General features: G+C 65.4%; 13 protein-coding genes. 7 read left to right on the plus strand and 6 right to left on the minus strand.

Annotation, left to right across the window (positions count from 1 at the left end):
• The first annotated feature begins 223 nt into the window (after positions 1–223).
• Positions 224–1,495 (plus strand): D-amino acid dehydrogenase, encoded by a 1,272-nt coding sequence (locus tag MLD24_RS17520; protein ID WP_248168342.1) that lies wholly within the window; start codon positions 224–226, stop codon positions 1,493–1,495.
• Positions 1,496–1,497: 2 nt separating this feature from the next.
• A complete protein-coding gene (locus tag MLD24_RS17525) occupies positions 1,498–2,688 on the plus strand; it encodes a methyltransferase (protein ID WP_248168343.1) in 1,191 nt (396 codons plus the stop codon).
• On the opposite strand, the gene MLD24_RS17530 is transcribed toward MLD24_RS17525, so the two are convergent.
• The 3 genes from MLD24_RS17530 to MLD24_RS17540 all read right to left on the minus strand — a co-directional run bounded on the left by MLD24_RS17530 (position 2,689) and on the right by MLD24_RS17540 (position 6,814).
• Entirely contained in the window at positions 2,689–3,228 is a 540-nt protein-coding gene (locus MLD24_RS17530; protein ID WP_248168345.1) for an outer membrane protein assembly factor BamE, read from the minus strand.
• Positions 3,229–4,419, minus strand: coding sequence for an OmpA family protein (locus MLD24_RS17535; protein ID WP_227172678.1), 1,191 nt, complete (start codon positions 4,417–4,419; stop codon positions 3,229–3,231).
• 151 nt (positions 4,420–4,570) lie between these two features.
• Complete coding sequence (locus tag MLD24_RS17540; protein WP_248168436.1) at positions 4,571–6,814, minus strand: ATP-dependent helicase; 2,244 nt, start codon at positions 6,812–6,814, stop codon at positions 4,571–4,573.
• An 84-nt stretch (positions 6,815–6,898) separates the two neighbouring features.
• Here MLD24_RS17540 and MLD24_RS17545 point away from each other — a divergent pair, with 84 nt between their 5' ends.
• From MLD24_RS17545 to MLD24_RS17555, 3 genes are all read left to right on the plus strand, one after another.
• Positions 6,899–7,282 (plus strand): DUF2237 family protein, encoded by a 384-nt coding sequence (locus MLD24_RS17545; RefSeq protein ID WP_248168347.1) that lies wholly within the window; start codon positions 6,899–6,901, stop codon positions 7,280–7,282.
• A 2-nt stretch (positions 7,283–7,284) separates the two neighbouring features.
• The gene (locus MLD24_RS17550; RefSeq protein ID WP_248168348.1) at positions 7,285–9,420 is read left to right on the plus strand and encodes a tRNA(Met) cytidine acetyltransferase TmcA; all 2,136 of its coding nucleotides are present in this window, start codon (positions 7,285–7,287) and stop codon (positions 9,418–9,420) included.
• An 88-nt stretch (positions 9,421–9,508) separates the two neighbouring features.
• The gene (locus MLD24_RS17555; RefSeq protein ID WP_227172675.1) at positions 9,509–10,207 is read left to right on the plus strand and encodes an ankyrin repeat domain-containing protein; all 699 of its coding nucleotides are present in this window, start codon (positions 9,509–9,511) and stop codon (positions 10,205–10,207) included.
• 27 nt (positions 10,208–10,234) lie between these two features.
• Here MLD24_RS17555 and MLD24_RS17560 read toward each other — a convergent pair whose 3' ends face one another.
• Complete coding sequence (locus MLD24_RS17560; protein ID WP_227172674.1) at positions 10,235–11,335, minus strand: enoyl-CoA hydratase/isomerase family protein; 1,101 nt, start codon at positions 11,333–11,335, stop codon at positions 10,235–10,237.
• Between the two features lie 352 nt (positions 11,336–11,687).
• Between MLD24_RS17560 and MLD24_RS17565 the strand changes: the two genes are divergently transcribed.
• On the plus strand, positions 11,688–12,014 hold the full coding sequence (locus tag MLD24_RS17565) for a c-type cytochrome (protein WP_227172673.1): 327 nt from the start codon (positions 11,688–11,690) through the stop codon (positions 12,012–12,014).
• 42 nt (positions 12,015–12,056) lie between these two features.
• Here the strand turns inward: MLD24_RS17565 and ppnN are convergent, their stop codons facing one another.
• Positions 12,057–13,439, minus strand: a complete 1,383-nt coding sequence (gene ppnN / locus MLD24_RS17570) for a nucleotide 5'-monophosphate nucleosidase PpnN (protein WP_228752824.1) — start codon at positions 13,437–13,439, stop codon at positions 12,057–12,059.
• A gap of 151 nt (positions 13,440–13,590) precedes the next feature.
• Here ppnN and thiI point away from each other — a divergent pair, with 151 nt between their 5' ends.
• Positions 13,591–15,045 (plus strand): tRNA uracil 4-sulfurtransferase ThiI, encoded by a 1,455-nt coding sequence (thiI, locus tag MLD24_RS17575; RefSeq protein ID WP_227172672.1) that lies wholly within the window; start codon positions 13,591–13,593, stop codon positions 15,043–15,045.
• On the opposite strand, the gene MLD24_RS17580 is transcribed toward thiI, so the two are convergent.
• On the minus strand, positions 15,042–16,058 hold the full coding sequence (locus MLD24_RS17580) for a histone deacetylase family protein (protein WP_227172667.1): 1,017 nt from the start codon (positions 16,056–16,058) through the stop codon (positions 15,042–15,044). The two genes, thiI and MLD24_RS17580, sit on opposite strands and share 4 nt — an antisense overlap.
• Between the last annotated feature and the right edge of the window lie 168 nt (positions 16,059–16,226).

Genomic DNA, 16,226 nt, shown 5'->3' on the forward strand with positions numbered 1-16,226 from the left:
CATCGGCACAGCGGCGCCTTGGTCAGAACCCTCAGAGACAAGCAGTCAGTTAACGAATTAACCAGACGGGACACTGGTCTGGGTGGTTCGCTGACAGGTTGGTGAAGGCAGGCGGGGCCGGTAGGTACAATTGCGAAGCCGTGCCGTCGGTCACTCATGCCAGTCTTGAGGCACGTACGTTCGTGCGCCAGCGCACGGTTGATCGATCAGGAGGAAACAGTCAATGCGGATAGCGGTGATCGGGGCAGGGGTCGTCGGGGTGACGACGGCTTACGCACTGGGCAAGCGTGGTCACGAAGTGACGGTGATCGAACGCCATGACGATGCCGGTCGGGAAACCAGCTTTGGCAACGCCGGCCAGCGCTCCTACGGTGTGGTGTACCCCTGGGCGGATGCGGCCATGGTGCGCCGGGCCCCGCCATGGCTGGTGAAGGCGGATGGCCCGCTAAAAATGGCGGTGCCGCCGTCCTTCGACACCCTGCGTTTCCTGCTGGCCACCCTGCGCTTTGCCCTGGCACCGGGGGTGTATGGCCTCAACAAGCGTGCCATGGTGCACCTTGGCACCTACAGCCGCCGCTGTTTTCTCGATCTGGAGCAGGAGCTGAACCTCGACTTCGACGGCGGCCACGACGGCCTGCTGCACCTGGCCAGTTCGCCGGCCCAGATGGCCGAGTACCGCAAAACCGGCGAACTGCTGGACGAGCTGGGAGTGCCCTATCAGTTATTGGGCCCCCGTGAGGTCCGGGACTACGAACCCGGCATGACCGGTGATGGCCCGCTCCACGGTGCGATCCGCTATCAGACCGACGGCACCGGCGACTGCCACCTGTTTTCCCGGGCCCTGGCCCGGGCCTGTGAGCAACATGGCGTGAGCTTCCGTTTCCAGCAACAGGTGCAGCGCCTGGTGGCGGACGACCGGCGGGTTCAGGCGGTGGAAATGACCGGCCCGGACGGTCGCAGCGACAGCCTGGCGGTGGATGCCTGCGTGGTGGCGGCTGGCTGCTGGTCGCCGGGCCTGGTGGCGCCGCTGGATATGCGGTTGCCGATCTACCCGGTCAAGGGCTACTCGCTGACCGCGCCCCTGCTGGACCCGGAACGGGCGCCCCGCTCCACCGTGCATGATGACAACTTCAAGGTGGTGTCGACCCGCCTGGGGGATCGCCTGCGGGCGACCGGGTTTGTCGAGCTGGCGGATTTTGCCCGGGACATTCCGGAAGCCCGGCTGGCCACCATTCGCAAGTCGGTGGAATCCCGCTTCCCCGGGTGTGCCGACCTGGACCAAGCTAGTCGTTGGACCGGATTCCGGCCAATGACGCCGGACGGCCCTGCCATCATCGGTCGCGGCAGTCGTGACAACCTCTACCTCAACACCGGTCATGGCACCTTCGGCTGGACCCTGTCGGCGGCCAGCGCCGAGCTGATTGCCCAGGTGATCGATCAGGAACCCACGGCCCTGTCCCTCGACCCGTTCCGGCCCGACCGTTTCCGGGTGTGATGATGACGCAGGACTGGTGGTCGCGCTGGCAGGCCCTGGATCACTGGCTGGCGCAGTATCGGCCGTTGTGGGCCACGGTGCCGTTCAGCACCCCCGAGCCAGACTGGCTCAGGGCGCAGCCGGCGGCCGCCCGCTGGCTGGAGGCGCTGGATGAAGCTGCCTGTGAGCAATACAGCGAGGATCTACCGGCGCTGGCGAAGGACCTCAGCCCGTTCTGGCCGGAACTGGCCGAGCGGGCGTCGCTGCTGGCGGTACCGGTCGCCGAGGCGCCCGCCACGCCGCTGGCGGAATCCCGTGCCCGGGACATGCCCGGCCGCAAGCGTCTGCAGGCCGGTGCTTTTGCGGCGGCGTTGACGCCACTGGAGTCCCGGCTGATCGACTGGTGCTGCGGCAAGGGCCACCTGGGGCGAACCCTGGTGGCCTGCGGTGCCGAGGCGGTGACCGGGCTGGAGTGGGATCAGGAGTTGGTGGTTGACGGCAATACGCTGGCGGCCCGGGATGGCGCCGCGGTGACCATCCGCCAGCAGGATGTGCTGGCCAGTGGCTGGTCCCTGCCAGAGGCCGACCAGGTCGTTGCCCTGCACGCCTGTGGCGAGCTCCACCGCCAGCTGTTGCGGCAGGGCAGCGAGGACGGTCTGGCCCGGCTCAGCGTGTCCCCCTGCTGTTACCACCTGGGGGTTGAGGGGCCTTATCCGTTGTTGTCCCGGCGTGCCCGCGAGGCGGCGCGGGTCAGCCTGAATGCCAGCGAGATGCGGGTGGTGGTGCAGGAAACGGTGACCGCGCCGGCCCGGGTCCGGCGCCTGCGCCAGACCGTTTCCGCCTGGCGGCTGGGGTTCGATGGCCTGCAGCGACAGGTGCGGGGCCAGGACCATTACCTGCCGGTGCCGCCCCATCCTGCAGCGCTGAACCGTGCCGACTTCCGCGATTTCTGCCTTTGGGCTGCGGAGCGCAAGGCGCTGGCGCTGCCGGTCGATATCGATTACCAGTACTGGCTGGCCCATGGCTGGCGGCGCCTGCATCAGGTGCGTTGTCACGAGCTGGTTCGCCATTTGTTCCGCCGCCCGCTGGAGCTTTGGCTGGTATTGGACTATGCCCTGTATCTGGAAGAGCAGGGGTACCGGGTCAGCCTGCGGGAATTCTGCCAGCGCCCACTGACGCCCCGTAACCTGCTGCTGGATGCCCGCCGCGGCTGATCAGGGTTTGCGGTACTGCACGCTGTCGACGCAACCGTCGCGAAAATAGACGAAGGTGAGTTCGTAGAGCCGACCGTAGTAATCGGTGTGATAGACCCAGGCCTCCTGGGGCACGCTGTGGGTTTCCGGTGGCGGCCCGAAGGCTTTGCGGACCTGCTCCCGGGTCATGCCCCGGACCACCTGGTTACGGGCAAGATAGGTGCGCAGTTGAGTGGAGTTGATGTAACGGCAGGGCGAGTCGTCAACACTGTCTGGTACCGGCGGGGTGGCTTCGGGGGGCGGTTTCGGCTCGACGTCATCGCGGGGCAGGTTGCTGTCCAGGCGCCCGCCCAGACGGTTGTCCGGAACCTGGATTCGGGTGGCGTCATCACCACAGGGTTGGTCGGCAAAGGTCACCCCGTTGCCGTTGTCGCAGCGGTACACCGGTTCAGCACCGGCGCTGCTGCATAACAAACCAGCCGTTACCAGGCTGCCAACCCGCACTGCCCGGGATAACCGGCGCCAGGGCCGATCCGCCCGGGCAGGTGCGGTTGCTGGCACTTAGTAGCGTACCTGGATGTGGGCTTCCACCCGCCGGTTCTGGGCACGCCCACCGGCGCTGTCGTCGTCCTGCAGCGGCCGGCTTTCACCATAGCCCACTGCCGTCACCCGGCTGGCATCGATGCCCAGGGCATCGGTCAGACGCTGGGCCACGGCTTCTGCGCGCCGCTGGGACAGCTTCTGGTTGTACTCGGCGGGACCGCTGGCGTCAGTGTGGCCGGCGATTTCCACCGAAGTATCCGGGTGCTTCTCCATGAACTCGGCGACCCGCCGGATCTCGGCGTCGTAGGCGTCATCGATCCGGGCGCTGTCCAGCGGGAACTGGACCCGCAGGTCGATGGTTTCGATGGTCTCGGTGACGCCTTCGCAGCCCTCGTTATCGACATCGGCACCGGCGGTGGTATCCGGGCACTTGTCCTGACTGTCCACCACGCCGTCACGGTCGGAATCGAGTTCACAGCCACGGCTGTTGACGGTGGCGCCGGCCGGGGTGTCCGGACAGCGATCGAGGTGGTTGGCAATGCCGTCGTTGTCGTCGTCCAGGGCGCAGCCGAGCCGGTCCACCGGCACCCCGGCGGGGGTGCCCGGGCACTGGTCGCTGTCGTCGTAGACGCCGTCCATGTCGGAATCCACCGGGTCCGGTGTGCCGATGGTGCGGCCAAAGGCCAGGCTCAGGCCCAGCGATACCTGGGTGTCAAAGGTGCTTTCATCGATGCCGTGGAATTCCCGCAGATCGCCCCGCAGAGACACGCTGTCGCTGATGTTGTAGCGCACCCCGGCGCCGACGTTGACCCGGGTCTCGTCATGGCTGGTACCGGCGGTGCGGACCGGGCCGTCACCGAAATCGGCGTGACCGGCACCCACGGCCAGGTACGGGTTCCAGGCCTCTTCGGCATCGGCCAGGTAGTACAGACCATCGAGCCGGTACTCGTTGAAATCACTGTCGCCGCTGACGTACTTGCGGTCGGCGTCAGCCTTGGAGTACACCCCTTCGAGGGCCCAGCGTGGCGCGAAGCGGAATTCCACCCCAAAGCCGTAAGTGCCGGTTTCACTCAGGTCGCGCTTGTCGTCAAACAGCTGGTAGCCGGCAAACGGGTTGAGGTAGATGTACTGGTTGGTTTCCTCGGCCACCGCGGGGGTGGCTACGGCCACGGCGAGCGCCGCAGCAGCAAATGGGCGCATGACGGTCATGCAGTACCTCCTGTCCATTCCATTCGTCATTATGTTGTTCTATACAATCCTAGCGTTTCCACAGAGCCTCAATCATGAAAGCTAGGCCATAATTCGGTAATTGACTATCCGTGACGAAGCCATTGATTCTCCATGCGATGAGGCACGCCCCTCAGTCGGCCGGGGAGAAGTACAGGTGGGCGCTCTTTTTCGAGAAGTTGAGCTGTTCACCGGAGTCGAAGTGGACCTCGAACGCGCTTTCCTCCTCGGTCATCACCGTACCAGCACCGAAAATCACATGTCGTAGCCGGGGCAGCGTCCACAACGGCCCGTCGCGCCGGGCGGGCTGGGCATTGGTGGTGGCCAACTCCAGGCCCTCGCGTTCAGCATAGCGCTGGCTGACCGGCGTCAGAGGGTGGTCCAGGGTCAGGGTCTGGGCGTCACAGGCCTGCTCCAAGTGGCCGCCGAGCTGGTCGCTGAGGGAAAAGCAAAGCTCGTCGACGAAGCGGCTGGGGCCCTGGTCACCATCCAGGTGGGGGGCTTGGCCACGGGGGCGGGTGATCAGGTGCAACTGCTCTCGGCAGCGGGTCATGGCGACATACAGCAGTCGGCGCTCGCTCTCCACCAGCACTTTCAGATTCTCGCCCTGACGGGGGCTGTAGGGCAGGTATTTCTCCTGTAGCCCGGGCACGATCACCCGCGGCCATTCCAGCCCCTTGGTGCGGTGAATGGTGGACAGCAAGACGCCCCCATCGCGATTCTGGCCGGCCTGAGTCATGAGGGCCTGAAGGTGGATCACCGCCTCGGCGGCGCCGATGTCGAGACTGGCCAGGTAACGCTGAAAGCCCACCACCGTGTCGATGCGTTCATCGGCGGTCTCGTGGGTCAGCGCCAGGCTGCGCAGTCCCTCGAACAGTTCGGTATCCTCGGCGTAGCGCTTGATCAGCGACGCCACCGGGCTCTGGTGGCCCTCCAGCTTGACCAGGGTTTCGCCGAGCCGGCGCAGCTTGCGCCCGGCCATCGGTGGCAGGGCATCAAACTCCATCGCCAGCAGCCGCTGACCCCATTGCCCGGGCATCCTGGCGAGGAACTGGGCGATCTGGTCCAGCTCGGTTTCCTTCAGACCAACGTGGGGGAAACGCAGCAACTGACGGGCGATGTCCAGCCGGTCGGCGTCGGGCATCTGCGCCAGGTTGCCGGCCACCAGGTGCAGCAGGCCGGTAATCGCCTGGACTTCGCGGCTGAACAGGGCGCCCTTGCCGGCATCGATGCGGTAGGGCAACTGGCGGGCCAGCAGCTGCAGTTCCAGCGCCACGCTCTGGCTCCAGACCCGGAACAGGATGGCGGTGTCTGCCAGCTGCTCCGGTGACAGCTGGGCCAGGATGGTCAGCACCGCGTCGCCATCCTGCTCGCACTCGTGCAGCCGGATCTCGGTGGCAGGGGTGCCTGGATGGGCATGGCACAGCACGTCCTTGCGGCCGCTGTTGTGATGGATCAGGTGGTTGGCCAGCAGCGCCACCCGGTGACCGTAGCGGAAGGTGTAGCTCAGGGTCTGCTCCAGAGGGCTGTCAAACTCCTCACTGAAGCGGTTGAGGATGAATTCCGGCCGGGCGCCGCGAAATTCGTAGATGGTCTGATCCGGGTCTCCCACCACGGTGACGCGGGCCCGGTCGCCGGCAACGTAACGCAGCAGCAGGTGCTGGATCTCGTTGGTGTCCTGGTATTCGTCCACCAGGATCAGGTCTATCTTGTTGGCGACCAGCTTCTGCAGCTGGGGGATCTGGTGGATCGCCAGAACCGGCTCATAGAGCATGTCGGCGTAGCTGATCCGGGCCTGGCCCTTGCGCCACTGTTCAAAACTGTGGAACAGCTCGATCAGGTAGCGGTGCTTTTCGGTGTATTCGAGTTCCTCGAACACCACGTCCACCGGCGACAGGGTGGTTTTGACCCGATCAATGAAACTGACGGCGGTTTCCACGTAGTCCTTCTTGTTGCGGCGGATCTCGTCCGCCAGTTCCGCGGGCGCCAGTTCACGGGTCAGTCGCCAGGCCTGGAACTGGATTTCCTGCTCGCTCAGGATGGCCTCGGAGAAGGCCGGCAGGTAGCCGTCGCGGACGAAACGCCGGTACAGGCGCAGGCCCATGGCGTGGTAGGTGCGGATCTCCGGCAGCGTCAGGCCGGTGTCGCGGGTGACGTCCTGCAGCTTGCGCTCGAAGTCGCGGCGGGCGCTGCGGTTGAACATCAGTACCAGCAGCCGCGCCGGATCGTGGCCCTGGGCCAGCAGGTGGCGAATGCGCCAGGCCAGGGTGAAGGTCTTGCCACTGCCCGCGACGGCGGTAATGACGGCGTGTTCGTAAGGCGCGGTGATGATGGCGCGCTGTTCGTTGGTGAGGAAATCGGGCAGGTCGGTTGGCATGGCGCCATTGTAGTCGGCAACTGGTATGGCGGTCACCCGTACACCATAATGGTCGGCTACTTGTTGGTATCCCGAGGAGGCGAAATGACCGAAGTAATGGCAGAACCGATCAACGTGCTGGGGGAGACCCTGGAAGCCTGTGGCAATGATCCGGTCACCGGCTTCTACCGTGACGGCTGCTGCAATACAGGTCCTGACGATGCTGGCCAGCACACCGTCTGCGCGGTGGTGACGGACGAGTTCCTGGCGTTCTCCCAGGCGCGCGGCAATGACCTGTCCACGCCGGTGCCGGCGTTCGGGTTTCCCGGTCTCAAGGCCGGCGACAGCTGGTGCCTGTGTGCCGGCCGCTGGCAGGAAGCGCTGGCGGCGGGCGCGGCGCCACGGGTGCGGTTGCGGGCCACGCACCAGGACACCCTGAGCGTGTGTGAGCTGGCTGACCTGAAACGCCACGCCATCGACCTGAGCTGATCATGCCCGCCTGGCCCTCTCCCGATCTGCCGGCCTGGCAGCGTTTCCAGCAGCGTTTGCGGAATCTCGGCCAGCGCCGTCTGGTTCTGCTGGAGGGGGACCGTGACGCCGCCATGGCCTGGCTGCGGCAACTGTTGCCCGGCCTGGATGGCGAGCCCCGGTTGTGGTTGGGACCGCAAGCGGCCGCGGGCGAGCTTGACCTCACCCCAGTGCGCCCGGCCCGCGCCCGGGACTGGTTGGGACGGGATGTGGCGCTGCTGGTCTGGGATGGCTGGCACGGCAACCCGCCGGACGCTCTGGCCGCACTCAGCGGCACTCTCGCCGCAGGCGGACTGTGGTTCTGGCTGATGCCACCTTGCGAGGACTGGGGCCGCTTTGCCGATCCGGATTACCCCCGTACCGGCCTTGATAACGCTCCCGATCACCCGTTTGCCGCCCGGCTGGCGACCCTGGTTGCCTACGATGCCGAGGTGCTGCGGATCGACCCCGGCTGCTCGGCGATGACGCCGCCGCAGTTGCCGGTCTCCGAGGCACCGTTTTGTCCTGGCACTACCCCCGAGCAGTCGGAACTGGTCGCGGATGTCATCCGGGTAGGGCTGGGGCGGCGTCGACGCCCCCTGGTGGTCAGCGCTGACCGTGGCCGCGGCAAATCTGCCGCCCTGGGCATGGCGGCGATGGCCCTGTTGCAGCAGGGCCGGCGCCGGGTGTTGGTGACCGCGCCCAGAGCCGAAGCGGTGGCGACCCTGTTCCACCATGCCCGTCTGGCGACGGAGGAGGCGCCGGCGGTGGCCGCAGCGGATCACCTGCGGCTGGCGGATGGCGCCGAACTGCTGTTCCTGCCGCCGGACCGGTTGCTGGCAGAGCGCCCCGAGGCGGAACTGGTGCTGGTGGACGAAGCTGCAGCGATTCCGGCACCGCAGTTGCGGGCCATCCTGCTGGGCTGGCCCCGCTGCGTGTTCGCCACCACCATCCATGGCTATGAGGGTACTGGTCGCGGTTTTAACATCCGCTTTCGCGGGGTGCTGGAGCGGGAGACTCCGCAGTGGCGCCAGCGTCAGCTTTCGGCCCCGATCCGCTGGTGCCCGGATGACCCCCTGGAGCGTTTGGTGGACCAGTTGTTCCTGCTGCAGGCCTCAGGCCCGGACGCGGTGCCGATGGACGAAGCGGTACGGGTGGAGCGCTGGTCTCCGGCCGATGCCAGCGAGCACGAACGACAGCAGGCTTTTGGTCTGCTGGTGGATGCCCATTACCGCACCTCGCCAGGGGACCTTCGCCAGTGGCTGGATGATCCCACCGCCGTGAGCTGGCGGGCCTGGCTGGGGGGCCGGCTGGTTGGTGTGCTGTGGGCGGCCCGCGAGGGCGGGCTGTCCTGCCGGCTGGCGGAGGAGGTGATGGCGGGGCGCCGGCGCCTGCGCGGGCACTTGCTGCCCCAGTCCCTGGCCAATCACAGCGGCTTTGCCGAGGCTGCGACCTGCACCCTGTTGCGGGTGGTGCGGATCGCCGTCAGCGCCGGCTGCCGCCGTAGTGGTGTGGGGCAGGCGCTGGTGGCGGCAGCCCGGGAGCACAGTAAACAGGCCGGTCTGGATGCCCTCGGTACCAGCTACGGCGCCAGTCCGGACCTGCTGGCGTTCTGGCAGCGCTGTGGTTTGCGCACGGTGCGCCTGGGGTTGCACCGGGAGGCCAGCAGTGGCGAGTTTACCGTTCAGATGCTGAGTGGCCTGAGCGCGGACGGCCAGACTCTGGTGGAAGCCATCGCCGAGCGCTTCTCGCAGCACTGGCTGATCCTGTTACCGGTAGTCTGGCCGCAGCTGGCCCCGGAACTGACGCTGGCGGTGACCGCTCAGTTGCCTCCGGCGCCGGTGCTGTCGGCTCTGGATCGACGGGAGCTGGCCGCCTTTGCCGAGGGGCACCGGGGGCTTGAACTCTCGCTGCCGGTGCTGCGGCTGCTCAGTGCCCGCCCGGACGTGGCCACGTCGCTGGGGCACCATGAGGTTGCCGGGCTCTGGTGTCGGCTGGTGCTGCAGGGCTGGTCCCCGGCGCAGGCCCAGTCAGCTGGCCTCTGCCATGGCCGCCGGGATGCTGAGCAGCGTCTGCGGGCTGTGACCAGGCAGTTTCTGCCGCATTCAGACCGGCTCTGAGCGGAACTTGTGAACCGCTCGATTTAACTGCCAAAGCTAACTGTCCAGAATGCAGGCTACGACTTCATCGTGACTGAGACCCTCAAACATGGCGGCGAATGGAACAGCCCTGCGACATCTTGTACGACTTCTACTCCTGGTGATTGGACTGCAGCTGGCCGCCTGTGCCGGTCAGCCGCAACCGGCCAACCTCGACCGGGCCCAGGCCGGCAGTGCGGAAACGCCGTTGATGGCCGCGGTGGCCAGTGGAGATCTGCCACGGGTGCAGACCCTGGCGGACCAGGGCGCGGCCCTCAATACCCTGACCGAACAGGGAACGCCGCTGGCACTGGCGGTACGGCGTGGTGAAGACCGGATTGCCTGGTACCTGCTGAGTCGGGGGGCCTCACCGGACTACGCCGGCGCGGACGGCATGACACCACTGATGCTGGCGGCGGCGGATGGTGAACGGCGGCTGGTGCAGTTGTTGCTCTCCGCTGGCGCCAACGTCAACGCTGAAAGCCAGAACGGGCAGACTCCGGTGCTGCTGGCGGCCCGTGGCGGCCACCTGGCGGTGGTCAAGGTGCTGCTGTCTGCCGGTGCCAACGTCAACGTCAGCCAGAATGGCCGCTCGCTGCTGATGCACGTGGTCTCCGGCGGCGATCTGTTGACCACCGAGGCGGTCATTGCGGCGGGCGCGGAGGTCAATTATCGCGGCGATCAGGGCCGGTCCGCTCTGGACCTGGCCCGGGCCGGCGGTTTCCGCGACATCGAGATGCTGCTGATCCAGGCTGGCGCGGAAACCTGAGGTGGGTGCCCCTGGGCGCACTAGTTACTAAACCAGATCCAGTGGCGACGGCTGGTGGCCCCACGGAGGCGCGAAACGGCTTTCCACCAGCTCTCCGGGCACCTCCCGAACGCTGCCGTGCTGCCAGCGTGGTGACTGGTCGCGATCAATAAGGCGGGCGCGAATGCCTTCCCGGAAATCCGCGGCCTGGCTGCAGTTAAGCGCCAGTGCCAGCTCCATCGTCAGACTGTCCCTGAGCGACATCTGCTGGCCCCGCTGTAATTGCTCCGACACCAGCCAGGGGGTGACCGGACAGCCCTGACGCAGGTTGGCGATGCAGGCCTGCCACCAGTCATTACCCTCATCCGCCGCCAGCAGGCGATCGACAATGTCCGGCAGGGCGCCCTGACGGCACAGGTGGGCGATCGCCTGTTCGTGTTGCGCCAGCTGGCTGTCCGGCAGCGCGGTCGGGTGCTGGCTGGCGAACTGGTTGATCAGACGGTGGAGCCGGTTGTCGTCGGCGGCCACCCGCCCGGTCCAGGCCTGAGCCTGAATCTGGCTCACCAGTGCCTGGCGGGACTGTGCTGGCACCGCCAGATCGGCGAGCCCGACCCGCAGGGCATCGCTGGCGTTCAGTTGCGCCCCGGTCAGTCCCAGAAACAACCCCAGGCCCGCCGGCAGCCGGTTCAGGAACCAGCTGGCGCCCACATCCGGCAGCAGGCCAATGCGGACTTCCGGCATCGCCAGTGCCACCTCGGGGCCCACCAGCCGGTAGCGGCAGGCGGACAGCAGCCCCATGCCGGCGCCGAAAGCGACTCCTTCAGCCAGCGCCACCACCGGCTTGGGGTAGCGATGGAGCCGGTACATCAGCCGGTATTCGCGGGAGAAGATGCCTTCGACGGTGCGGCTGTCGCCCTCGCACAGTGCCCGGTAAAGGGTTTTCAGGTCGGCGCCTGAGCAAAAGGCGGTGTCATCCCGGCTGTCCAGCAGCACCAGGCACACCTGCTCATCCTGCTCCCAGCGGTCAAGCGCCGACAACAGATCATCCAGCATGGTTTCGCTGAGTGCATTGAGGCTGGCAGGGGCATCCAGGGTCAGGTGACCAAGGCGGCCCTGCTGGCAGGCCAGTTCGTTTACCAGGATGGACATTCACACTTCTCCGTTGGTTGATCAGAGGCTCCCTCGTGTCCCGAGCGGTTAATTCGCACTAGATCAGCGAATTACCCGCTCGGGACGCTGGAACACTGCGAGCTTATCCTGTCCCCGAGTGTGACGGTAGCGCAGGGCCCGGGGAAGGGGACAAACGTCGATTGCGGGCGGTGCTGCCAAAATCCTGTTGCCCGCCGGTTACGTATGGGTCTGGTGACCCCCTGGGGGTGATACGACAACGGTTCCAAAGTCGTAACTTGATCTATCGCATTTGAGCGGTTAGGGGGCTATGTTATAAATCCGGCCCTCGGGCCCCAGGGCTTACATAAAAACCGATGAGAGGGTAGCACCCATGAAGCTGAAACACTTTGTTCTGACAGGCGCCGTTGCACTGGCGGCGGTTCCAGGTTTGGCGACAGCCGGCGATGCCGCAGCAGGGCAGGCCAAAGCGGCGGTTTGTGCAGCCTGCCATGGCCAGAATGGTGTTGCACAGATTCCCATGTACCCGAATCTGGCGGGCCAGAATGAGGCCTATCTGGTCAGCTCCCTGAAAGCCTACCGTTCCAAGGAGCGCAATGGCGGCCAGGCAGCGGTGATGCAGGCTCAGGCAGCGGCACTGAGCGATGAGGATATTGCCAACCTGGCGGCCTACTTCGCCAGCCTGCCAGCCGGCGGTTAATCCTGGTGGAATGGCCGGAGCCCGGGCTCCGGCCTTGGCCACTCAGGCGGCGCCGCGAATGATGCGGTAGCTGGGGTGGTAGGACACCGAGCCGGGCAGTTTCATCCGGTTCTGCTGTACGAAGGCCGCCAGCATTTCCTCCAGGGGCTCCAGCAGGGCCGGGTCTCCGGCAATCTCGAACGGCCCCTTTTGCTGTATCTGACGAATCCCCTGTTCCTTGACGTTGCCGGCGACAATGCCACTGAAGGCCTTGCGCAGATTGGCGGCGATCAGGTGAACCGGCTGGTTCTGGTGCAGCTCCAGCGCCCGCATGGTCTCGTGGGTGGGTTCAAACGGCAGCTGGAACACCGGATCGATTTTCAGCATCCAGTTGAAGTGGTAGGCGTCCTGCATGGCGCGTCGGAACACCGCCACGTCGTCCATACCTTTCTTCATGATCTGCGCCACCCGCACCGGGTCATCAATCACGATCTCGTATTTGCTCGCCGCCTCTTCGCCCAGGGCATTGCGGATGAAACGGTCGATCATCTCGAAATAGTCGGCGTTCTCCTTGCGACCGGTGAACACCACCGGGAAGGGCAGGTCGCGGTTGTCCGGATGCAGCAGAATGCCCAGCAGGTAGAGAATTTCCTCGGCCGTGCCGACGCCACCGGGGAACACGATAACGCCGTGTCCGGCGCGCACAAAGGCCTCCAGCCGTTTCTCGATGTCCGGCATGATCACCAGTTCGTTGACGATCGGGTTGGGGGCCTCGGCGCCAATGATCGCCGGTTCGGTGATGCCGATGTAGCGGCCATCCTTCACCCGCTGTTTGGCGTGGCCGATGGTAGCGCCCTTCATCGGTCCCTTCATGGCACCGGGGCCACAGCCGGTCACGATGCTCAGGCCGCGCAGGCCGAGCTGATGCCCGACGTCCTTGCTGTAGGTGTACTCCTCGCGGTTGATGGAGTGGCCGCCCCAGCACACCACCAGATCGGGCTGGCGACCGGCCTGCAGCACCCGGGCGTTGCGGAGAATGTGGAAGATCAGGTTGGTGATGTCCTCCGGGTCGTCGCGGCGAAAGCCGGCGGCGGAGCTGGGAATGGAGTGGGAATAGACGATGTCCCGCAGCACTGAAAATAAATGTTCCCGGTTGGCCCGCAGCATGTCGCCGTCGACAAAGGCGCTCGCCGGGGCGTTGATCAGTTCCAGCTTGAGCCCCCGGGGCTGGGGCACCAGGCGGATGTCGAAATCGGCGTGCTGTTCCATCAGGCTCTTGCAGTCGTCGGCTTCGACGCCCGTGTTGAGCACCGCCAGGGCGCATTGCCGGAACAGCCGATAGAGACCGCCTTCACTGCGGTCCTTGAGGCGGTTGACTTCGTGGTTGGACAGTATTTCGAGACTGCCCTCCGGGGATACCAGTGCGTTGATGGTGGGTTCACTCATGAACAGACGTGCTCCTGTCAGGCGAAGAGTACCGGTCCTTACCTCTAACTTAGCCCATTTCCGTGGGCGCTGATTTTGAGGCTCTGCCGGAACAGGTTACACTAAGCGCTTTCTCCTCTTTACGCCACCCAGCCAGAAGTCGATTCCCGTCATGAAATTCCTGATTCGTCCCGCGTCGGAAGTTGCGATCAAAAGCAAGCCTGTCCGCCGCCAGCAGATGCGCCAACTGCGCCAGAATGTCCGCAAGATCCTGATCCGGCTGGACCCGGACATCGCTGTCGAGGGCAGCTGGGACCGCATCAATGTGGATGTGCCGGACGACCGCAGCCTGGCCGGACCGGTGGTCGATGAGCTGGTGCGGATTCCCGGCATCTCCACCATCCAGGAGGTGGCCGCGTTTCCGTTGGTGGATATGGACGACGTCGCCGCCAAAACGGTGGAGGCCTTTGCCGCCGAGCTGGCTGGCAAGACCTTCGCAGTCAGGGCCAAGCGCACCGGCACCCACAGTTTCAACTCCCTTGATCTGGAACGTCATGTTGGTGGCGCACTGCTGAGCGCTTCCGAAGCTCGCGGGGTGAGTCTCAAGGCACCGGAAGTTGAGGTGCGTATCGAGGTCCAGCAGGAAGAATTCATGGTGGCCCGTCGCCGTCACCGGGGTATGGGCGGCTACCCCCTGGGCAGTATCGAGTCGGTCATGACACTGATCTCCGGTGGCTATGACTCCTCGGTGGCAGCCTATCTGATGCTGCGCCGGGGCCTGCGTACCCACTACCTGTTCTTCAATCTGGGCGGCACAGCCCATGAAGTGGGGGTGCGCCAGGTGGTGCACTATCTGTGGCAGCGGTACGGCTCGTCCCACCATGCCAAGTTCATCTCGGTGCCGTTTGATGGCGTGGTGGCGGAAATCATGCGGTCGGTGAATAACCGCCACTGGGGCGTGGTGCTGAAGCGGGAAATGCTGCGGGCGGCGTCTGCGATTGCCGACGGCCAGAACACCGAAGGCCTGGTGATGGGCGATGCGGTGGCCCAGGTGTCGAGTCAGACCCTCACCAACCTCAACGTGGTCGACCGGGCCAGCGAGCAGGTGGTGCTGCGGCCGCTGATTGCGATGGACAAGGAGCAGATCATCAAGGTGGCCCGTGACATCGGCACCGAGTCGTTCGCCCGCACCATGCCGGAATACTGCGGCGTGATCTCCCAGAAACCGGCGACCCGAGCCAAGCTGGTGCGGGTAGAGTACTGCGAATCCCAGATGGACCCGGCGGTATTGCAGCAGGCGATTGAGCAGCGTACCGAGACCTCGGTCGCCGACCTGATGGATACCCTCACCACGCCGGAGGACGTGGAGCTGGTGCCGACACCGGCGGTGGCGGATGTGATCATCGATGTGCGTCACCCCTCCGAAGAGGAGCGGGCGCCGCTGGATCTGCCCAGCAACGAGATCCTGCGCATTCCCTTCTACGAACTGAACCAGCAGATCGGCCAGCTGCCCAAGGATCGCCAGTACCTGCTGTACTGCGACCGCGGCTCCATGAGCCGCATGCACGCCGGCCATCTCAGGGCCGAAGGCTATAGCAACGTCAAGGTCTATGCGCCGAACGCCTAACCCTCCAGCCCCTTAAAGAACTGCTGCACGTTCGTGCTCAGTGCTTCCAGGTCGTAGCCGCCCTCCTGAACCACCAGGGTGGGCAGGCCGGCCAGGCGGATCTGGTTGCCGAGGCGACAGAAACCTTCTGAGCTCACGTCCACCTTGGCCTGAGGGTCGTTGCGGTAGATGTCGAAGCCCAGTGTCAGTACCAGGGCATCAGGCTGGAACAGCTTGATGGCGCTCAGGGCTTCCGTCAGCTTGTCAAAGAAGACCTCCTCCGGAGAGCCGTGGGGCATCGGCAGATTGATGTTGTAGCCCAGGCCTTCTCCCTCACCGCGTTCGTCCTCGTAGCCACTGACCACCGGGTAGAAATTGGTGGGGTCGCCGTGGATGGAGACGTACAGCACATCGTTGCGATGGTAGAAAATCTCCTGAATGCCCTGGCCGTGGTGCATGTCGGTGTCGAGGATGGCGATCCGCGGGAAACGGGCGGTGAGCTTCTCCGCAGCGATGGCGGCGTTGTTGAGGTAACAGAACCCGCCGGCGGCATCACGGCGGGCATGGTGGCCGGGTGGGCGGCATACCGCGTAACTGGTGCGCTCGCCGGCCATCAGCGCGTCGGCGGCGCCGAGAGCGGTCTGCGCCGACCAGTAGGCGGCCTCCCAGGTGTTGGCGCCGATGGGACAACTGCCATCGGCGAGGTAGCGGGCGGCCTCGGCGAGAATGCCGCGCAGGGCGTTGGGGGAGCGGACGAAGATGTTGGACATGACCTCATCGCCCCAGTCGTCGCCCATCTCCAGCCAGCGTGGGTGGGCGGACTTGAGGAATCTCAGGTAACTCAGGTCGTGAACCCGGGCGATGGTGCCGGAGCCCTGGTCGGCCGGAGTCAGCACCGGAACGTCCATGGCCCGCAGGCCTGCAAGCATCTCGCCGGTACGGTCCGGCACCTCCTGAGGCTTACGCATCTGGCCCCGGGTAAAGTACGTCTTGGGGATGTGCAGATCCTGTGACGGGTGGAAATAGGCTTTCATTGACCGACCTCCTGACGTTCCATGGTAGTTCGAGTATAGGCAGGGAAATCGACCTAAGGTCAAGGCGGCCAACCGTTTTTTTGTGCTGATGAATTTCTCGCCAGGTGGCTTTACACCGGCGCGGTCAACGACCAAGATGAGTCGGGTATACCCGGACAGGAAGCCGGC

Source organism: Marinobacter xestospongiae (assembly GCF_023156385.1).
GTDB lineage: Bacteria > Pseudomonadota > Gammaproteobacteria > Pseudomonadales > Oleiphilaceae > Marinobacter > Marinobacter xestospongiae.